Origin of the sequence: Rhizobium laguerreae (assembly GCF_002008165.1) — a bacterium.
Taxonomy (GTDB): Bacteria; Pseudomonadota; Alphaproteobacteria; order Rhizobiales; family Rhizobiaceae; genus Rhizobium; species Rhizobium laguerreae.
Genome location: NZ_MRDM01000014.1, coordinates 984,347 through 1,004,892 on the forward strand (window position 1 = coordinate 984,347; position 20,546 = coordinate 1,004,892).

Annotated in this window: 14 protein-coding genes and 1 pseudogene; 8 read left to right on the forward strand and 7 right to left on the reverse strand. The window is 62.1% G+C overall.

Annotation, left to right across the window (positions count from 1 at the left end):
- The first annotated feature begins 164 nt into the window (after positions 1 to 164).
- Both carA and BS630_RS20700 read left to right on the forward strand, forming a co-directional pair.
- Positions 165 to 1,370 (forward strand): glutamine-hydrolyzing carbamoyl-phosphate synthase small subunit, encoded by a 1,206-nt coding sequence (carA, locus tag BS630_RS20695; RefSeq protein WP_077979249.1) that lies wholly within the window; start codon positions 165 to 167, stop codon positions 1,368 to 1,370.
- Positions 1,371 to 1,650: 280 nt separating this feature from the next.
- Positions 1,651 to 1,971 carry a hypothetical protein gene (locus BS630_RS20700; RefSeq protein ID WP_025395407.1) on the forward strand — a complete coding sequence of 107 codons (321 nt, stop codon included), beginning with the start codon at positions 1,651 to 1,653 and terminating at the stop codon, positions 1,969 to 1,971.
- A gap of 17 nt (positions 1,972 to 1,988) precedes the next feature.
- Here the strand turns inward: BS630_RS20700 and BS630_RS20705 are convergent, their stop codons facing one another.
- Positions 1,989 to 3,392 (reverse strand): MATE family efflux transporter, encoded by a 1,404-nt coding sequence (locus BS630_RS20705; protein ID WP_025395408.1) that lies wholly within the window; start codon positions 3,390 to 3,392, stop codon positions 1,989 to 1,991.
- A gap of 142 nt (positions 3,393 to 3,534) precedes the next feature.
- Positions 3,535 to 4,779, reverse strand: coding sequence for a TCR/Tet family MFS transporter (locus BS630_RS20710; protein WP_077978861.1), 1,245 nt, complete (start codon positions 4,777 to 4,779; stop codon positions 3,535 to 3,537).
- Between the two features lie 414 nt (positions 4,780 to 5,193).
- On the opposite strand from BS630_RS20710, the gene BS630_RS20715 reads away from it, so the two are divergent.
- Positions 5,194 to 6,189, forward strand: a complete 996-nt coding sequence (locus BS630_RS20715; RefSeq protein ID WP_077978862.1) for an aldo/keto reductase — start codon at positions 5,194 to 5,196, stop codon at positions 6,187 to 6,189.
- A 167-nt stretch (positions 6,190 to 6,356) separates the two neighbouring features.
- On the opposite strand, the gene ypfJ is transcribed toward BS630_RS20715, so the two are convergent.
- Together ypfJ and BS630_RS20725 are read right to left on the reverse strand one after the other, a co-directional pair.
- Complete coding sequence (gene ypfJ, locus BS630_RS20720) at positions 6,357 to 7,277, reverse strand: KPN_02809 family neutral zinc metallopeptidase (RefSeq protein ID WP_077978863.1); 921 nt, start codon at positions 7,275 to 7,277, stop codon at positions 6,357 to 6,359.
- 76 nt (positions 7,278 to 7,353) lie between these two features.
- Positions 7,354 to 7,884: a DUF2306 domain-containing protein gene (locus BS630_RS20725; protein ID WP_077978864.1), complete on the reverse strand. Its 531-nt coding sequence runs from the start codon at positions 7,882 to 7,884 to the stop codon at positions 7,354 to 7,356.
- Between the two features lie 47 nt (positions 7,885 to 7,931).
- Between BS630_RS20725 and BS630_RS20730 the strand changes: the two are divergent.
- Both BS630_RS20730 and carB read left to right on the forward strand, forming a co-directional pair.
- Positions 7,932 to 8,707: pseudogene (locus BS630_RS20730) on the forward strand (LytTR family DNA-binding domain-containing protein).
- Positions 8,708 to 8,976: 269 nt separating this feature from the next.
- Positions 8,977 to 12,465: a carbamoyl-phosphate synthase large subunit gene (gene carB, locus BS630_RS20735; protein ID WP_077978865.1), complete on the forward strand. Its 3,489-nt coding sequence runs from the start codon at positions 8,977 to 8,979 to the stop codon at positions 12,463 to 12,465.
- Between the two features lie 71 nt (positions 12,466 to 12,536).
- Here the strand turns inward: carB and BS630_RS20740 are convergent, their stop codons facing one another.
- Complete coding sequence (locus BS630_RS20740) at positions 12,537 to 13,991, reverse strand: UdgX family uracil-DNA binding protein (protein ID WP_077978866.1); 1,455 nt, start codon at positions 13,989 to 13,991, stop codon at positions 12,537 to 12,539.
- Positions 13,991 to 15,223: a putative DNA modification/repair radical SAM protein gene (locus tag BS630_RS20745; RefSeq protein WP_077978867.1), complete on the reverse strand. Its 1,233-nt coding sequence runs from the start codon at positions 15,221 to 15,223 to the stop codon at positions 13,991 to 13,993. Before BS630_RS20745 ends, BS630_RS20740 begins: the two co-directional genes overlap by 1 nt.
- A 253-nt stretch (positions 15,224 to 15,476) precedes the next feature.
- Here BS630_RS20745 and greA point away from each other — a divergent pair, with 253 nt between their 5' ends.
- Together greA and BS630_RS20755 are read left to right on the forward strand one after the other, a co-directional pair.
- Positions 15,477 to 15,953 carry a transcription elongation factor GreA gene (gene greA / locus BS630_RS20750; protein WP_003541639.1) on the forward strand — a complete coding sequence of 159 codons (477 nt, stop codon included), beginning with the start codon at positions 15,477 to 15,479 and terminating at the stop codon, positions 15,951 to 15,953.
- 27 nt (positions 15,954 to 15,980) lie between these two features.
- The gene (locus BS630_RS20755) at positions 15,981 to 17,039 is read left to right on the forward strand and encodes a glycosyltransferase family 4 protein (protein ID WP_077978868.1); all 1,059 of its coding nucleotides are present in this window, start codon (positions 15,981 to 15,983) and stop codon (positions 17,037 to 17,039) included.
- Positions 17,040 to 17,113: 74 nt separating this feature from the next.
- Here the strand turns inward: BS630_RS20755 and BS630_RS20760 are convergent, their stop codons facing one another.
- Entirely contained in the window at positions 17,114 to 18,448 is a 1,335-nt protein-coding gene (locus BS630_RS20760) for a dicarboxylate/amino acid:cation symporter (protein ID WP_077978869.1), read from the reverse strand.
- Between the two features lie 225 nt (positions 18,449 to 18,673).
- Between BS630_RS20760 and BS630_RS20765 the strand changes: the two genes are divergently transcribed.
- Positions 18,674 to 20,542 (forward strand): ATP-binding protein, encoded by a 1,869-nt coding sequence (locus BS630_RS20765; protein WP_077978870.1) that lies wholly within the window; start codon positions 18,674 to 18,676, stop codon positions 20,540 to 20,542.
- Positions 20,543 to 20,546: the final 4 nt, after the last annotated feature.

Genomic DNA, 20,546 nt, shown 5'->3' on the forward strand with positions numbered 1-20,546 from the left:
TACAAAGATTGACCGCAAGCGATTGCGTGGCTATTTACCGCCACCTGCACCAAAATTCGTGATCAGGCCTGAAGCGCGCGGCATTGCCGCGTCCACACGCCTGCGAGATCAAAAGGCGGCCAGCCGCGGCAACGCGCGCACCGATCGCCGGAAACGGGATGAAGATGACCGCGACAGCACCCTGGACAATCGAAAAGCCGACCGCCCTGCTCGTTCTTGCCGACGGCACGGTCATCGAAGGCAAGGGCATCGGCGCCACCGGCAAGGTGCCGGCCGAAGTGGTCTTCAACACAGCGCTCACTGGCTATGAGGAGATCCTGACGGACCCCTCCTATCTGGGCCAGATCGTCACCTTCACCTTCCCGCATATCGGCAATATCGGCACCAATGATGAAGACATCGAGGACCTGACGCCTGCCGCCCGCCATGGCGCTGTCGGCGTCATCTTCAAGGCCGACATCACTGAGCCCTCGAACTACCGCGCCGCCAAGCACCTCGACCAATGGCTGAAGGCCCGCGGCGTCATCGGTCTCTGCGGCATCGACACGCGCGCGCTGACCGCCTGGATCCGTGAGAACGGCGCTCCGAACGCGGTGATCGCCCACGATCCGAACGGCGTCTTCGACATCGAGACGCTGAAGGCCGAAGCCAAAGCCTGGAGCGGCCTCGAAGGTCTCGACCTTGCCAAGATCGCCTCGTCGGGCCAGTCCTCGCAATGGACCGAAACGCCGTGGGTCTGGAACGAAGGTTACGGTGAGCTCAAGGCGGCGGACGCGAAATACCACGTCGTCTGCCTCGATTACGGCGTCAAGCGCAATATCCTGCGCCTGTTTGCCGGCCTCGACTGCAAGGTGACCGTCGTGCCGGCCGCAACGAGCGCCGAAGACGTGCTCGCCATGCAGCCGGACGGCATCTTCCTGTCGAACGGCCCGGGCGATCCGGCGGCAACCGGCGAATATGCCGTCCCTGTGATCAAGACGCTTGTTAAGACCGATATCCCGGTCTTCGGCATCTGCCTCGGCCACCAGATGCTGGGCCTGGCACTTGGCGCGAAGACCGAGAAGATGCATCAGGGCCATCACGGCGCCAACCACCCCGTCAAGGACCACACGACCGGCAAGGTCGAGATCGTCTCGATGAACCACGGCTTCGCGGTCGACTCGAAGTCGCTGCCGGATGGCGTTGAAGAGACTCATATTTCGCTTTTCGACGGCACCAATTGCGGCCTGCGCGTCCTCGGCAAGCAGGTCTTCTCGGTCCAGCACCATCCGGAAGCCTCTCCCGGCCCGCAGGACAGCCACTATCTCTTCCGCCGCTTCATCAACATGGTGCGCGAGAAGAAGGGCGAACCGGCGCTCGCCGAACGCTGATTTCAAGCCATAGCGATTTCCGACCGCCAAGGTCGGCCATTAACTTGTTGACAAACCTCACTCTTCGTCATCCTCGGCCCCGTGCCGAGGATCTGCCACATATCGACCGAAGGCAGATGCTCGGGACAAGCCCGAGCATGACGAAAGAGGAGTTGGCCCGCTTTGTCGGTAGCCCAAAGGTTCGCTCAGGCGGGCCTTTTTCTTTATCCGCCTATTGACCTCAGCTTAACTTGAGGAATTACAGATCTGCCTGCAGACATCTGATGCAGGAGAAAACTGGATGAGCGGAGCTTTCTTTCGAGTCGACAAGTTCATCGTGCCGGCGGCGGCACGCGAGGAATTTCTCGTCAAAGTGATGATGACCCACAAGGTGTTGGAGGTGCAGGACGGTTTCATCGATCACAGGGTGCTGGAGCAGGTCGCTGGTCCAGGCGAATTCAATTTCGTCACCATTGCCGAATGGGAAAATACCGAGGTCGTCGAGCGCGCGCGGGCAGCCGTGGCGGCCGCCCATAAGGGTGCGAATTTCGATCCGCAGGAAATGTTTGCGCGTCTCGGTATTCGCGCCGACATCGCCGGCTACAAACCTGTCGCGGCCTGATCGCAGCGCCGGCCGGCTCAGGCGCCGGCCATTGCGCCCTCCCGGCGAAGGAGAAGATAGAACCGTCCGCAGAGCATGACGGCGGCGGCTGCCAGCCCGACGAGGAAGCCGAACCAGATGCCGATACCGCCGAAACCGAGCGGGAAAGCAAAGGCCCAGGCGAGGAAGAAGCCGATCGGCCAATAAGCGATCAGTGCCATGATCATCGGCACGCGCGCGTCCTTGAGACCGCGCAGCAATCCATTGGCAACCACCTGCAGCCCGTCGACCAGCTGGAAAAGCCCGGCAACGACGATCAGCGGCCCGGCATAGGCAAGCACTTCGGACGCCTCGGGCGAGTTGACGTCAAGGAACCAGCTGCCGAGGAATTGCGGCATGGTGGCAAAGAGCACCGAGCCGACTGCCGAGATGGCGCAAGCGATGATAACAACCATGATCGAAGCGCGCACCAGCCCCCGATGGTCGCCCTGCCCGTGCGCGACGCCGATGCGCACCGTCGCCGCCTGGCTGAGGCCGAGCGGGATCATGAAGGCGATCGAGGCCCATTGCAGGGCAATGCCGTGGGCGGCAAGCTCGATCGTACCGATATAGCCCATCAGCAGTGAGGCTACCGTGAACAGGCTGACCTCGGCAAGGAGGGTAACGCTGATCGGGAAACCGAGCCGGATGACCTCCAGCAGCGCGTGCCAGTCGGGTTTCCAGAACCGCACGAAGATCTCGTAGCGCCGCGTCTCTTCCCGCCGCTGCACGAAAGCAAGGATGAAGAGGAAGCCGGCCGTCTGCACGACGACCGAAACGATCGCCGCGCCCTCAAGCCCCATCGCCGGAAAACCGAAATGGCCGAGCACGAGCATATAGGCGAAGATCGCGTTCATCACCAGCGTGGCGATGGTGACGTTGAGGATGATGCCTGCCTTGCCGATGGCGCTGACGAGCGAGCGCATGACGTTGAAGAGCAGGCCCGGCAGCACGCCGAACTGGCCGATCATGATATAACCATGGGCGAGCTTGGCCACCTCGGGCTTCTGCTGCGCAAAGAGCAGGATCTGTTCCGCATTGAAGAAGGCCGGCTGCATGATGATCCAAAATCCGATCACCACCCAGAGACCCATGCGCAGCGATCGGCGCACCGAGACGACGTCGCCGCGGCCATAGGCCTGCGCCACCATCGGAATGACGGCGATGGCAAAGCCCGAACCGAAGATGAGGATCGTGAACAGGAACTGCGCCGACAGCACCATCGCCGCCAGCTGTTCGGCGCCGAGACGTCCGACGATCATCACATCGGTGGTGTGGATACCGAGCTGGGCAAGCTGCGCGCCGATCAGCGGAATGCCGAGCGCCAACGTCGCACGGAAATGTGCGCCCCAACGATTATCGTTTGTCGGCGCAAGCCTGCGCGCGTCGATCGGCGTGTCCATGACACCAGTCCTGTGATTGAAATATGCGTCGCCACAGCTTGCGGCGAAATATCATCCGGGCTTAGAGCAAAGCCCCGCAAAGAACTACCCCAGATAAGGCAGATGATGAAAAATTCATCATCGCATCACTATTTCTGATCAATCAGCCCGTGGCTTCCAGCGCCTCGGCCGGCTCCCTCACCGGAACCCTTGTGAGGAATACCCCGGCGGCCAGAAGGATGAGCACGGCGGCCGTGAGATACGGCGCGCCGGCAAAAGTGACAGGCGCCTCAGGCTGCGTGAAGTAGGAAAACATCTGCGTGAAGATCAGCGGCCCGACAATGGTGGTGATGCTGCTGAGGCTGGTAAGCGCGCCCTGCAGCTCGCCCTGCGCCGAAGGCGGAACCATGCCGGCGGCGATGCTGCGCAGCGGCGGGTCGGCGACGTTTTCGATGACGGTCGCGACGATGACGACGTAAACCACCCAGCCCTCCCAGGCGAAGGCATAGCCGGTCAGTCCTGCAGCTGAAAAGCAGAGGCCGAGAAGCGCCGTTTTCCATTCGCCGAGCAGAGGCACGACGCGCGGCAGGACCAGCCCCATGACGAGCGCAGCACCAATCCCGTAAATGCCGAGCGATAGGCCGATCTGTCCCTCGCTCCAACCGTATCGATAGGTCGAGACGAACGCCCAGACCGAGGGATAGACGGCATGCGCCAGGAAGAACAGGAACATGACGAGGCTGACCCAGCCGATGCCGGGATAATGGCGCATCTGGCGCAACGCGCCAAGTGGATTGGCGCGTTTCCACTCGAACCGGCGGCGGTTCTTCGCCTCCAGCGTTTCCGGCAGCAGGAAGCAGGCGGCGATGAAATTGACAAGCGACAGCGCAGCCGCGCCGAGGAACGGCACACGGGGGCCGAATTCGCCGAGGACACCGCCAACGACGGGGCCGATGGTGAAGCCGACGCCGAAGGCGATGCCTATCAGCCCGAAATTCTTCGCCCGGTTCTCCTCCGTGCTGATATCGGCGATATACGCCGAGCAGGTGGCAAAGCTGCCGCCGCTGATGCCGGCAAGCACGCGGCCGACGAACAGCATCCAGAAGCTGGTGGCGATGCCGCAAATGAAATTGTCGATCGCGAAGGTCAGCACCGAAAGCAACAGGATCGGCCGGCGGCCAAAGCGGTCGGACAGGTTTCCGAGCAGCGGCGCGAACAGGAATTGCATGCCGGCATAGACCAGCATCAGCCAGCCGCCGTCGATCGCCGCATCGCTGACGCTGCCGCCGGTCAGTTGCTCCAGATAGGCGGGCAGCACCGGCATGATGATGGCGATGCCGATAATGTCGAGGAAGAGGATGATGAAGACCAGGAAAAGGCCGCGGCGAACGAATTTCGGGTCAAGCATGAGGCATCTCTACAGCGGTTGGTTCTGAAAAGACGATCTCGTCGCCGAGAAAGTGACATAGCTCAGAAAAGAAACCGAAACAATCCGTGAACATCTCATAGTTTTTGATAATGCTCAACGGGAAATTTATAACAGGCCTCAACCGGTGGGCGCGCGTTGTAGTTCCAGTTTCAGATAATCGCCAGCCGCCCAGCGATCGCCGGGCGATGCGTTCCCTTGCAATCGCCGCGACGGCATCCAGATCACCGGAGAAGATCGGTCCAAAAACTGGTCATTGTGCATTTCCCCGCACAGCCTGTTCGATACCCTCCGATTATCGCCCGAATGCGAAAGCGGTAGAACGGCAGCATCGATGACGACGCCCGGCGCAAAAGCCCGATTGCGCCGCTTCGGCGCAGAAGGAAGGAGAAGACAATGCAGACCTATCGTTTGGGAAGGACCGGACCCGATGTCTCGGCCGTCGGCCTCGGCTGCATGGGCATGTCGGGCATGTACGGCCCCTCCGATCGCGCAGAAAGCATCGCGACGATCCATGGCGCGCTCGATGCCGGCGTCAATCTGCTCGACACCGGCGATTTCTACGGCATGGGCCATAATGAAATGCTGATCGGCGAGGCATTGAAGGGCCGCAAGCGCGAGGGCGCCGTCATCAGCGTCAAGTTCGGCGGCCTGCGCGATCCCGTCGGCGGCTGGAACGGCTTCGACGGCCGTCCGGTCGCGGTGAAGAACTTCCTCAGCTATACGCTGCAGCGCCTTGGCGTCGATTATATCGACATCTACCGCCCCGCCCGTCTCGATCCGAACGTACCGATCGAGGACACGGTCGGCGCCATCGCCGACATGGTCAAGGCGGGTTATGTCAGGCATATCGGCCTGTCGGAAGTCGGCGCCGACACGATCCGCCGCGCCGCCGCTGTGGCCCCGATCGTCGACCTGCAGATCGAATATTCGCTGATCTCGCGCGGCATCGAGGAAAAGATCCTGCCGACAACCCGCGAACTCGGCATCTCGATCACCGCCTACGGCGTGCTCTCGCGCGGCCTGATCAGCGGCCATTGGCAGAAGGGCCGGAGTGCGACGGCCGGCGATTTCCGCGCCTACAGCCCGCGCTTCCAGGAGGGCAATATCGAGCAGAACCTTGTTCTGGTGGAGAAACTGCGCGAGATCGCCGAGGCAAAGAGCGTCTCTGTCGCCCAGATCGCCATCGCCTGGGTCGCCGCCAAGGGCAAGGACATCGTCCCGATCATCGGCGCCCGCCGCCGCGACCGGCTGACCGAGGCGCTCGGCTCACGCGCGGTCAACCTGTCGCCGGAAGATTTCGAAGCTATCGAACGTGCCGTGCCGAAGGATGCGGCTGCAGGCGGGCGTTATCCCGAGCATATGCTGCAGCATATGGACAGTGAGAAGTAGGCACAGGGACAGATTACGCTTCGTCCTACGGCTCAGCTGGAGATGAGGAAGAACGCGGCGCGGCTACACGTCTCTTCTCCCCAGCGGGGAGAAGAGGGAGAAAGCCGCCCGCCCTCGTTTCCATCACAAGTGTTTCAGGAGAGCGCCGGGAAGAAAAGGCATACTCCTCAAATCGGCCCCGAAAACGTGTCACAAGCCGAGAGCTGGCCGCTATCAAAACCGCGCTTGAACCATCTGACCCGCTGCTCCGAGGTACCGTGGTTGAAGCTTTCCGGCACGACGTAACCCTGTGACCGCTTCTGCAGCGAATCGTCGCCGATCTGCTGGGCGGCGTTCAGCGCTTCCTCCAGATCGCCTGACTCGAGCAGGCCCTTCTGCTGGGTATATTTGCCCCAGATGCCGGCAAAGCAATCGGCCTGCAGCTCGACGCGCACCGACATCTTGTTGGCGTCGGCCTCGCTCATGCGCTGACGGGCCTGGTTGAACTTCGGCAGGATGCCCAGCAGGTTCTGCACGTGATGGCCGACCTCATGGGCAACGACATAGGCCTCGGCGAAATCGCCCGACGCACCGAACCGGTTGGAAAGCTCCTGAAAGAATTCGGTGTCGAGATAGAGCTTGTGGTCGCCGGGGCAGTAGAACGGGCCGGTGGCGGACGATGCCGAGCCGCAGGCCGATGCGGTCGAGCCCGAGAACAACACGAGGCGGGGCTCTTCGTAGTTCTGGCCCTGCGCCTGGAAGATGCCCTGCCAGGTATCCTCAGTTTCGGCAAGCACGGTGCGCATGAAGGCGGTCATCTCGTCATTGGCAGGCGCGCGTGTGCCTCCGGACTGGCTCTGCTCGTAGCCCGGCCCGCTCGACATGCCGCCGCCTTCGAGCACCTGCAGCAGATCGATGCCCATCATCTTGAAGATGAAATAGATGACGACAAGGAAAATGATCGTACCGATGCTCAAGCCCCCGCCGGCGCGGCGAACGCCGCCGCCGGAGGGAAAATTGAAGCCACCGCCGCGGCCGAAACCGCCGCCGGTCGGACCGCCGCGGCGATCTTCAACATTGTCGGACTGACGCCGGCCTCTCCATTCCATCTTCGCTCTCCCCGGCAATGCCTGTGCTTGCGCTCAAGGAGTTATATATCCGTCGGCGGCCGGAATTCCAGCGACTTCATCGGGCAATCAGGCGCCCGCGTCGGCGACGCAGCACGATTGCGACCAGGATCGAGCCGATCGCCGCCGCGGCAAGGACCGCCGGCCATTCCGCGCCGATGAAGATGACCGCGTGCATGATCCGGCCGGGTAGGAAAGTGAACAGGCCGGCAAGGACGATGGCGCCGAAATAGAGGCCGGCGACGATGCGCTGGTGCAGACGGACATCGCCGCGGCGAGCCGCCGCGATCGCATTCCAGCTGCCGAACAATGTTGCAATCGACAGAAGATGGATCGGGCTGAACCCGTAGAAGAGATCGAGCTCATGAATGAAGAAGCTCGATACCGCCGTGACAACCATCAGCGCCATCCAGATCCTGCCGAGCAGCCGGTGCAGCGGCGTGCCCTTGGGGCGCAGCAGGATATAGGCGCCGAGAAGTGCCGGCGGCGTAACAGCAGTGACATGGATATGAACGGCGAGCGGAGCGCCGAGGAGCGGTTCGAGGATCATGAGCGACATCCGATTGAATTCGATCCCTGTTTCCGCCAAGACTTCATCCGCCTCAATCCGAACCGCGCGAACGGCAGGAAAACTTCGTGAATCACCTCTTCTTGCAATCCACGCTTCGCGAATTGCAGGTCTTTCTCCACTCCCGGCGCTTCTGGGGAACCTTTGCCGCGATCGTCCTGCTCTTTGCCGTCACCGGTCCCTACGGCACGATGGAAAGCATGGCCTTCGGCGAACGCCTCGCCTACTGGCTGACCCTGCATGCCGTTGCCTGGACGATCGCCATTCTCTGCGCAGTCACGGCCGAAAGACTGCTGCAGGGGGTGATCGTTTCCATGTTCGCCCGCATGATGGCGGGCTCGCTCGTAGCCGCCCTGCCGATCGGTTTTGCCATCGGCCTCGTCGACTATGCCTTCGCCGGCGAAGCGACCACGCTCGACAGCGGCCTGCAACGCGCGCTTTTTGCGGCGCCGCTTGCGCCCTCTTCTGCCTTTTGACCTATATGGCGATGAGCCAGAAAATCGCCGAAGCCGCAGTTCCTCAGGAAACCAGCCCCGTAGCCTCGATCCTCGACCGGCTGAAGCCTGAGAATCGTGGCTCGCTGCTGCGCCTTTCCGTCCAGGACCACTATACCGAGGTGGTGACCAGCCGCGGGCGCGAACTGGTGCTCTTGCGTTTCGCCGATGCGCTGAAAGAAACCGCCGCGACGCCGGGCTTTCGCGTCCATCGCTCGCACTGGGTGGCCGACGCCCATGTCGAAAGCCTGAAACGCGGCAATGGCAGGCTGCTGATCCTCACCCGCGACGGCACGGAAATCCCGGTCAGCCACAGCTATGCCGAGGATGTGCGCCGGCGTTTCACGTAAAGAAGACGCGCCAAGCGCTTGATGTGACTCCCGCTTTCGCACTTCCGGAAGCAAGGCGGCGGCGAAATCCGGCTGGTGGTCGTGCCTGACGGGAAATAGTCTCTGGCGCCGTGTTGGATTCCTGTCGATTCCGCGATTTATGGGGTTCCGTTTGCAAATACATTTGCCTATAAGCCGCTTCTAGCCTGAAAAGACCCAGCATGCGCGACCCGACCCGGTGATCTCCCACCCTGGCCGGCTTTCTGCGCAGCCAGAAAACGGAAGCACTCATGCCGAAGCGCCAAGATATCAAATCGATCCTCATCATCGGCGCGGGACCGATCGTTATCGGCCAGGCTTGCGAATTCGACTATTCCGGCACCCAGGCCTGCAAGGCGCTGAAGGAGGAAGGCTACCGCGTCATCCTCGTCAACTCCAACCCTGCGACGATCATGACCGATCCGGGCCTTGCCGACGCCACCTATGTCGAGCCCATCACCCCCGAAGTCGTCGCCAAGATCATCGCCAAGGAACGCCCGGATGCGCTGCTGCCGACCATGGGCGGCCAGACGGCTTTGAATACCGCGCTTTCGCTGAAGCGCATGGGCGTGCTCGACCGCTACAATGTCGAGATGATCGGAGCCAAGCCCGCCGCCATCGACATGGCCGAGGACCGCGCGCTGTTCCGCGAAGCAATGGCCCGTATCGGGCTGGAAACTCCGCGCTCGATGCTGGCGAACGCCACCGACATCAAGGACCTCGACCGCAAGACGCACGAGGCCGAGCGCATCAAGCTGCGTGAAAGCCTCTCGGGATCCGACCTCGACAAGGCGCTGGATGAGCTGGAAAACCAGTGGAACCTCGGCGAGAGCGACCGCAAGCAGCGTTACATGAGCCATGCCATGGCGATTGCCGCCCAGGCGATCGACCATGTCGGCCTGCCCGCCATCATCCGCCCCTCCTTCACGCTCGGCGGCACCGGCGGCGGCATCGCCTACAACCGCTCGGAATTTTTCGAGATCGTCGGCGGCGGCCTCGACGCCTCGCCGACCACCGAAGTGCTGGTCGAAGAATCGGTGCTCGGCTGGAAGGAATATGAAATGGAGGTCGTCCGCGACAAGGCGGACAACTGCATCATCATCTGCTCGATCGAGAACATCGATCCGATGGGCGTCCACACCGGAGATTCGATCACCGTCGCGCCGGCGCTGACGCTGACCGACAAGGAATACCAGATCATGCGCAACGCCTCAATCGCGGTGCTGCGCGAGATCGGGGTCGAGACCGGCGGCTCGAACGTCCAGTTCGCCGTCAATCCGAAAGACGGCCGCCTCGTCGTCATCGAAATGAACCCGCGCGTCTCGAGATCGTCGGCCCTCGCCTCGAAGGCCACCGGCTTCCCGATCGCCAAGATCGCCGCCAAGCTCGCGATCGGCTATACGCTTGACGAACTGGATAACGACATCACCGGCGGCGCAACGCCTGCCTCCTTCGAACCGTCGATCGACTACGTCGTCACCAAGATCCCGCGTTTCGCCTTCGAGAAATTCCCCGGCGCCTCACCGGTGCTGACGACCGCCATGAAATCGGTCGGCGAAGTCATGGCGATCGGCCGCACCTTCGCCGAATCGCTGCAGAAGGCGCTGCGCGGCTTGGAAACCGGCCTGACCGGCCTCGACGAGATCGAGATCCCCGGCTTTGAAGAGGGCGAATCCAGCCAGAACGCCATCCGCGCTGCAATCGGCACACCGACGCCCGATCGCCTGCGCATGGTCGCCCAGGCGCTGCGCCAGGGCATGAGCGAGGCCGAAGTCCACGAAGGCTGCAAGATCGACCCCTGGTTCATCGCCGAACTGAAGGCGATCGTCGAGATGGAGGCCCGCATCCGCGAGCACGGCCTGCCGGATGATGCCGCCAATCTGCGCATGCTGAAGGCCATGGGCTTTTCCGACGCGCGCCTGGCGACGCTGACCGGCAAGCGCCCGAAGGAAGTCGCCGAATTCCGCAACAGCCTGAACGTCCGCCCCGTCTTCAAGCGCATCGATACCTGTGCGGCCGAATTCGCGTCGCCGACCGCCTATATGTATTCGACCTATGAGACGCCTTTTGTCGGCGCCGCCCGCTCGGAGGCTGAAGTGTCGGACCGCAAGAAGGTCGTCATCCTCGGCGGCGGCCCGAACCGCATCGGCCAGGGCATCGAGTTCGACTATTGCTGCTGCCACGCCGCCTTCGCGCTGAAGGATGCGGGTTATGAAGCGATCATGATCAACTGCAACCCTGAAACCGTCTCGACTGACTACGATACGTCGGACCGCCTATATTTCGAGCCGCTGACCGCCGAGGACGTGATCGAGATCCTGCGGGCAGAACAGGAAAAGGGCGAAGTCGTCGGCGTCATCGTCCAGTTCGGCGGCCAGACGCCGTTGAAGCTTGCCGAGGCGCTGGAAAAGAACGGCATCCCGATCCTCGGCACCGCGCCTGACATGATCGACCTTGCCGAGGACCGCGACCGCTTCCAGAAGCTGTTGATGAAGCTCGACCTCAACCAGCCGAACAACGGCATCGCCTATTCGGTCGAGCAAGCCCGCATGGTCGCAACCGAAATCGGCTTCCCGCTGGTCGTTCGCCCCTCTTACGTGCTTGGCGGCCGCGCCATGCAGATCCTGCATTCGGAAGGCCAGCTGCAGAGCTACCTGCTCGATACCGTGCCGGAACTGGTGCCGGAGGATATCAAGCAGCGTTATCCCAACGACAAGACCGGCCAGATCAACACCCTGCTCGGCAAGAACCCGCTGCTCTTCGACAGCTATCTTAGCCACGCCATCGAAGTCGACGTCGACTGCCTCTCGGACGGCACCGACGTCTATGTCGCCGGCATCATGGAGCATATCGAGGAAGCCGGCATCCATTCCGGCGATAGCGCCTGCTCGCTGCCGCCGCGCACGCTCTCCAACGAGATGCTCGACGAGCTGGAGCGCCAGGCCAAGGCCATGGCCAAGGCGCTCAATGTCGGCGGCTTGATGAACGTGCAGTTCGCCATCAAGGACGGCACCGTCTACGTTCTCGAAGTCAATCCGCGCGCCTCACGCACCGTGCCCTTCGTCGCAAAGACCATCGGCGCGCCGATCGCCAAGATCGCCGCCCGCGTCATGGCTGGCGAGAAGCTCGATGCGACCTTCGCCGCCTACGGCGAAAAGCCCGATCCGCGCAAGCTCAAGCACATCGCCGTCAAGGAAGCCGTCTTCCCCTTCGCCCGCTTCCCCGGCGTCGACACCCTGCTCGGCCCAGAAATGCGCTCGACGGGTGAAGTCATCGGCCTCGATACCGATTTTGCGCTGGCCTTCGCCAAGTCGCAGCTCGGCGCCGGCGTCGAGCTGCCGCGTGACGGGACGGTCTTCGTCTCCGTCCGCGACGCCGACAAGCTGCGCGTGCTGCCGGCGATCCGCATCCTCGTCGAACAGGGCTTCAAAGTGCTGGCAACCGGCGGCACCGCCCGCTTCCTCGCCGAAAACGGCATCATCGCCACCAAGATCAACAAGGTGCTCGAGGGCCGTCCGCATATCGAGGACGCAATCCGCAACCGCCAGGTCCAGCTCGTCATCAACACCACCGATGGCAACAAGGCGATCTCGGACTCCAAATCGCTGCGCCGTGCGACGCTGATGCAGAAGGTGCCTTATTACACGACGATGGCAGGCGCCGAAGCCGCCGCCCAGGCGATCAAGGCGCTGAAGGCCGGCAATCTGGAAGTGCGGCCGCTGCAAAGCTACTTCGCCTGAGATATAGCAACGCCGTCGCTCAATGAGCGGTGGCTCACCCCCTTTCGGTCATTCCTTACATCGGAATCAATTTATCCGGTCGCCGTCATAAGCCGCTGGATATTCAGCATATCTTCGCGAAATCGCGCCAGTTCTTCCGCTTTCAGTCGCTCGTCGGGAATACGCAGCAGATAGGATGGATGCACCGTCACGAAGAGCGTTCGCCTCTCGTCGATCGCGATCGCCTTCCCCCTGACATCCTGCAGCCGCTGTTTCGTATCGGTCAGCGCCGCGAGCGCCGTCGCCCCCATCGCAACGACCAGCTTCGGCTTGATCAGCGCCATCTCCAGATCGAGCCACCAGCGGCAATGCTTCACCTCGCCCATATTGGGCTTCTGATGGATGCGACGCTTGCCGCGCGGCTCATATTTGAAATGCTTGACGGCATTGGTGACGTAAAGCGTCGAGCGGTCGATGCCCGCTTCAGTGATCACTTGGTCCAGCAGCCTGCCGGCGGGACCGACGAAGGGGCGCCCTGATATATCCTCCTGGTCGCCCGGCTGCTCGCCGACGAACATCACCTCTGCATCGCGCGGCCCCTCCCCGAATACGGTTTGCGTCGCCTTCGCGTGAAGCGGACAGCGGGTGCAGCCGGCAGCTTCCGCGCGCAGTGCTTCCAGCGTGCCCGCCGGCGCTTCGGGTTCAGCTGGGATGCTGCGCGCGGCCTCCTGCAGGCGATCGTGAAAGGGCAATGACTGGGTCGCCTCCCGGGCGGCCATGGCCCGCACCTTGCTCTCCGCCGATGCGATCAGCCCAGGAATGAGATCGGCTTCCGGCAGGTTCTTCCAGTATTTTTTTGGCATCTCCGCCTGCATCGCCTTCAGCTTCAACCGCGCCGGATTGAAAATGCTGGCGTAGTAGGTGCGCCAGAGGTCATCGGTAGCATCGGTAAGATTGGGTTTTTCACACGGTTCGTCGCTCATCGTCAGCCGCTCGCCGTCCCAGGCGGCTGATCCCTTGGGTGTGGCGATCAGCCAGTCCATGTCGGTGAAGCGCCGTTGGAAGAAGGGCGCTGTACGCCTGACGATATGGTGATCCGGCTCGAACCAGGCGAGGAATTTTCGACGATCCGCCGATACCGCACCAACCTCCTTGAAGCGGACGAAGGCCGTCATCTTGTGCGCGTCGCGCCGAACGTTTTTCGCCATCAACCTGGCACGGGCGACGTCCTCGTCGGAGGCCACTTCAAGCAATTGCCGGTCCATCTGCAGCCGCCAGAGCAGACGGTAAAGCAGGGAAAAGCGCGTGGGATCGGAATGGCAGAGAACCGTTTCCGCAAGCTCGATAAAGGCGGGTGGCACCGTCATCGGCCTTCGTGCAGCAGCAGGTGCCGGCGGCATCGCGTCGTGTTGAAACGCAAACCCGGACTCAGCACGTTTTTCGCGCCACTCTATCCCCTCCGGCGATATGCCGGCGGCCGCGAAGGCGCGTGCGGCATCACGCCATTCGGCAAGCTCCCCGCGTCCTGCCAGCACGACCCGGCGCATCACAGCAACGACAATTGTTCAGGCTGCGGTTCGAACATGGCGCGAAGGTCTGGGCGCTCAATCAATCGGCGCGGCGACCAGCCTTCCGCCGAAATGAAGGACTGGACCTTCTTGATCGAAATGCCGAGCCGCTGGAGATCGTCGAGCCGCAGCCGGCGAAAACGGCGGGCCGAAACGATCGCTTTGACTGTCTTGGTGCCGAGGCCGGGCACGCGCAGCAACCGCTCGCGCTCGGCTCTGTTGATATCGACGGGAAATTCGGCCCGGTTGGCGAGCGCCCAGGCAAGCTTGGGATCGAGGGTGAGATCGAGCATGCCGCCCGCCTGGTTTGCGGTGATCTCGTCGATGCCGAAACCGTAGAATCGATAGAGCCAGTCGGCCTGATAGAGCCGGTGTTCGCGCATCAACGGCGGTTTGATCAGCGGCAGGTTTTTTGACGAGTCCGGGATCGAGCTGAAGGCGGAATAATAGACGCGCTTCAGCCCGTAGCTGCTGTAAAGCCGGCCGCTGGTCGCAAGGATCGTCGCATCGTTCGCGCCATCAGCGCCGACGATCATCTGCGTGCTCTGACCGGCCGGCACGAAACGCTGACGCTTCTTCGTCTGTAACGTCGGTTCGCCGGCGGCCTCGATCTTCAACCTCAGATCTCCCATCGATCGCCGGATATTGGCGGGCTTCTTTTCCGGCGCAAAGCGGGTGATGCCGTTATCCGTCGGCAACTCGATATTGAGCGACAGCCTGTCTGCATGAAGCCCCGCCTCTTCGATCAGACGCGGCGACGCCTCGGGGATCGACTTCAGATGGATATAGCCGCGGAAATTATGGGTCACGCGCAGTTCGCGAACGATGCGGACCATCTCTTCCATCGTGTAATCGGAGGAACGAATGATGCCGGAGGAAAGGAACAGGCCTTCGATATAGTTGCGGCGGTAAAATTCCAGCGTCAGCCAGATGACCTCCTCGGGCGTAAAACGCGCCCGTTCGACATTGCTCGACGAGCGATTGACGCAATAGGCGCAGTCGTAAATGCAGAAATTGGTCAGCAGTATTTTCAGAAGTGAAATGCACCGCCCGTCCGGGGCATAGGCATGACAGATGCCGGATCCCTCGGTCGAACCGAGCCCGCCGCTTGCCCGGGAATCACGTTTCACCGTGCCGCTGGAAGCGCAGGAAGCGTCATATTTCGCGGCATCGGAAAGGATGGCCAAGCGTTCTGTTAGCGACTTCTTCATTAGTATGTTCACTATATGTTCCTGCGCCTGAAGTCAATCGGAACGATCCGATTTCCGCCCATTTTCAAGCTGCATCACCGGATGTTGGAGCAGGCCGCGTTTCTTTCATGCGAATTTTCTGGAAATCGGGCTTGGCGATCTGCTATAAGCGTCCGACTAAGATTGTGGCACGGTTCCGAAGCTCCCCTTCGGGACCTGTTTTCTTTTGTGTTCGCCGCTGATTATGCGGATACAAGGATTGAAGGACAGAAAAATGGTTGAAAAGGTACCGATGACACCGGGCGGTTTCGTCAAGCTGCAGGAAGAACTGCGCTGGCGTCAGCAGGAGGAGCGTCCCCGAATCATCGAGGCGATCGCCGAAGCCCGTGCCCATGGCGACCTTTCCGAAAACGCCGAATACCACGCCGCCAAGGAAGCTCAGAGCCATAATGAAGGCCGCATCAGCGAGCTGGAAGACCTGACGGCGCGCGCCGAGGTCATCGACCTCACCAAGATGTCGGGCGACAAGATCAAGTTCGGCGCCAAGGTGAAGCTCATCGACGAGGACACCGAGGAAGAAAAGACCTACCAGATCGTCGGCGACCAGGAAGCCGACGTCAAGGCCGGCCGCATCTCCATCTCCTCGCCGATCGCCCGCGCGCTGATCGGCAAGGAAGTCGGCGATTCCATCGAGGTCAATGCGCCGGGCGGCTCCAAGGCCTACGAAATCCTCCAGGTTTCCTGGGGCTGATCGCCCGCCAGCCGCGAGACCCCTCCCTTGCCGGATATTCGTGACGTCGAGATCATCGCGCCCAATTTCAAGCGCCGGCTCTCCGGCGTCACGTCGACCATCGTCCAGCTCATCCCGTGCCAGATCCGGCTCGGCATGAAGATCGCGACACTCGGCCCCGGCCTGCCGGAGGACCTGCCGAAACTTAAGGGGCGGCAGCTCCTCGGCCTCTGGCGCCCGCCGGCGCGCCGGCGCCAGCGTGTCTGGCACGCTCGCCGCAACAACGAGATGGCCGTCGGCATCCTGCTGCGCCATCTGTTGCGCATGCCGCTGAAGCTTCTCTTCACCTCGGCCGCGCAACGCCGCCACACCGCCTATACGAAATGGCTGATCCGCCGCATGGACGCCGTCATCGCGACCAGCGATCGATCCGGCTCGTTCCTCGACGTGCCGCACACGGTGATCCAGCACGGCGTCGACCTTGCCCTCTTCCACCCACCGGAAGCCGCGGAGGACGGCATCGCCGCCACCGGCCTGCCGGGCCGCCATCTCATCGGCTGCTTCGGCCGCGTGCGCCATCAAAAGGGCACTGATCTTTTCGTCCAGGCGATGATCGAACTGCTGCCGCAGCACCCCGAGTGGACGGCGGTCGTCTCCGGCCGGGTGACGGCCGAGCACACGGCATTTGGCGACAAACTCAAGGCGGATGTCGCGACCGCCGGGCTCAGCGACCGTATCCTCTTCCTCGGCGAAGTGCCTGACATCAAGGTCTGGTATCGTCGCCTGACGCTTTACGTCGCCCCCTCCCGCAACGAGGGCTTCGGCCTGACGCCGCTCGAAGCCATGGCCTCGCGCACGGCGGTGGTGGCATCGGACGCCGGCGCCTATGCCGAGCTCATCGTGACGGGTGAGACGGGCTCGGTCGTCGCTGGCGGCGATGGCGAGGCGCTGACGCGGGCAATCGCGCCCTATATCGCAGATCCCGCTCTGGCGATCGCCCATGGCGAGAATGCGCTGCGACATGTAAGGGCGAATTTTGCGCTGGAGAAGGAAGCAAGTGCGATCGGCGCCGTTTACAACAGCCTTCTCGGCGGCAACCGCGGCTAAAGCGGAAAAGAAAAACGGCCCGCCGGATAGCGGGCCGTTTCAGGAATTTTAGGACTGCGGGACAGTGCGGTCAGTTATTCAGCCGGCTGAAGCCCGGCGGCGGGAGCACTCTCGCCGGTCTGGCCGCCCAGTGCGGCGGCGAGCTGCACCGTATCCAGCTCGTTTTCCCAACGTGCCACGACGATCGTCGCAACCGCATTGCCGACGAGGTTGGTCAGTGCCCGGCATTCCGACATGAAGCGGTCGATGCCGAGGATGAGCGCCATGCCGGCGACAGGCACGGATGGCACGACGGAGAGCGTCGCGGCAAGCGTGATGAAACCGGCGCCGGTGATGCCTGCGGCACCCTTGGAGCTCAGCATCGCCACCAGCAGCAGCAGGATCTGGTCACCCCAGGAAAGCTGAATGCCGGTTGCCTGGGCAATGAACAGCGCTGCCAGCGTCATGTAGATATTGGTGCCGTCAAGATTGAAGGAATAACCTGTGGGGATGACGAGGCCGACGACCGAGCGCTTGCAGCCGGCCTTTTCCATCTTGTTCATCAGTCCCGGAAGTGCTGCCTCCGAAGACGAGGTACCGAGGACCAGCAGCAGCTCTTCCTTGATGTAGCGCAGCAGCGCCACGATCGAGAAGCCGTTGTAGCGGGCGACTGCGCCGAGAACGATGAAGACGAAGAGCAGAGACGTGACGTAGAAGGTGCCGATCAGCATGGCGAGGTTGGCGATCGACCCGACGCCGTACTTGCCGATGGTGAATGCCATGGCGCCGAAGGCGCCGATCGGGGCAGCCTTCATGAGGATGGCGACGAGCTTGAACACGGGCGCCGTCAGGGCATTGAGGAAGTTGACGACCGGTTCGCTCTTTTCGCCGACCACGGCGAGTGCGATGCCGAAGAGCACCGAGAAGAACAACACCTGCAGAATGTCGCCATCGGCAAAAGCGCCGACAATCGTCGTCGGAATGATGTTGGTCAGGAAGCCAACGATGCTCTGCTCATGCGCTTTCGCGGCAAAAGTGGCAACGGCGGCCGGATCCAGCGAGGCCGGATCGATGTTCATGCCGGCGCCGGGCTGAACGACATTGGCGACGATCAGGCCAATGATGAGCGCCAATGTCGAGAATGTCAGGAAATAGAGCATTGCCTTGCCAGCGACGCGGCCAACCTTCTGCAGATCGCTCATGCCGGCAATGCCGGTCGCAACCGTGAGAAAGATGACCGGCGCGATGATCATCTTGACGAGCTTGATGAAGGCATCGCCGAGCGGCTTCAGCTGGGTGCCGAATTCGGGATAGAAATGCCCGAGCAGGATACCGGCGGCGATGGCGGCGAGAACCTGAACATATAGATGGGTATAAAAGGGCTTCTTGCCCTTGCTGCCTGCGACTGCGTCGAGTGATGCTGCGATCATGATGTCCTCCTAATGGCTCGTCCGGAACGAACTCCGGCCTCCCGAGCCGTTCGCTTAAAGTCCAACAGCTCAGCCGTTGTTGCCACGTTCTTCGCAATCGCCGTGCCAGTTTTGCACCGACAAAGTAACATATTGAATTCATTATAAAAAAAATTACGGAGCTTCTGATGCCTCATTAAGCAATGCGGAAATCCGCACAAATCCATTTGCGTTTCGTGCAGAAAAATGCACAAATCCGCCATGTCCGTGTCGCAGAAATTGTGGCCTTCCCTGCCCCTGAAGCACCGCATCCGGCGGATGTGGTGGGTCTATGCCGTGCTCGCCCTCCTCGCTGTCGTCGCAAGCCTTTGGGCCAGCGGCGAGATCGGTCGGCTCCGGGCGGAGGCTGCTCTCGAGGAACAGGCCCGCATGGATGCGAGGCTGAATGCTGCATTGCTGCGCACGGTTCTCGAAAAATATCGGGCGCTTCCCTTCGTGCTGTCGCAGGACGCGGCACTCGCCGCCGCACTAGCAGGAAACGATGCCGGCGCGTTCGAGCGGCTCAGTCAGAAGCTGGAAAATTTGGCGGCGGGCACGAAGGCCGCCGTCATCTATGTCATCGACAAGGACGGCATGGCGGTTTCGGCCAGCAACTGGCGCGAGCCGACGAGTTTCGTCGGCAACGACTATCGTTTCCGCGAGTATTTTCAGGGGGCGGTGGAACGAGGACAGGCCGAGCACTTCGCGCTCGGCACGGTCAGCAAGAAACCGGGCCTCTATATCTCCCAGCGGATTTCGGGCAGCAATGGCCTGCTGGGCGTCGTCGTGGTCAAGGTCGAATTCGACGACGTCGAGGCGGATTGGAATGCCTCCAACACCCCGTCCTACGTCGTTGACGAGCGCGGCATTGTCCTCATCACCAGTATTCCGTCATGGCGGTTCATGACGATCGGCCGGGTCGCCGAGGACCGGCTGACGGCGATCCGCGAAAGCCTTCAATTCGGCGATGCGCCGCTTCAACCCCTGCCGCTCGACATGGTTCGAGACCTCGGTGACGGGCTCGATGTCGTCGGGATCGTCATGCCCGGCGATGCCGGGAAAACCAGGTTTCTCGATGTCGCAACGTCGGTGCCGGCGACCGGTTGGCATTTGCAGCATCTCGTCGCACTCGGACCATCCGTCGATGCGGGGATTCGTGAAGCCCGCATGCTGGCATTGCTGATACTCCTGCCGCTGCTGGCCGGAGCAGCCTTCCTGTTGCGCCGTCGCCATGTGATCAGCCTGCGAATCTCCAGCGAACAGCGGGCTCGGGAGGAACTGGAACGGCGCGTCGCCGAGCGGACGCTGGATCTGAGCCAGGCGCGGGACCGGCTGCAGGCTGAAATCGTCGGCCACAAGAGCACTGAGCAGAAATTGCAGGCGGTGCAGCAGGATCTGGTGCAGGCCAACCGACTGGCCATCCTGGGTCAGGTGGCAGCCGGCGTCGCCCATGAGATCAACCAGCCGGTGGCAACCATTCGTGCCTATGCGGATAACGCCCGCACCTTCCTCAATCGCGGCCAGACGGCGCCCGCCGGCGAAAACCTCGAAAGCATCGCGGCGCTGACGGAGCGCATAGGTTCGATCACCGAGGAGCTGAAGACCTTTGCCCGCAAAGGCCGAGGCAGCGCCGAACCAACCGGATTGAAGGACGTCATCGAGGGCGCGGTGATGCTGTTGCGCAGCCGGTTTGCCGGCCGCATGGATACGCTCGACATCGACCTGCCGCCCGACGAACTGCAGGTGATGGGAAACCGGATTCGTCTCGAGCAGGTGCTCATCAACCTGCTTCAAAACGCCCTCGAGGCGGTGGCGCCGAAGGCCGGAGAGGGTCGCGTCGAGGTCAGAACATCCACCGATGCAGGGATGATAACGGTGACGGTCGCCGACAACGGTCCCGGCATCCCGCCGGAAATCCGCAAGGGCTTGTTCACGCCGTTCAACACCTCGAAGGAAAGCGGCCTCGGCCTCGGCCTGGTGATCTCCAAGGATATCATCGGCGACTATGGCGGCCGGATGGAGGTTTTAAGCGACAGCGGCGGTACCCGGTTCATCGTTCAGCTGAGGAAGGCTTGAGGTC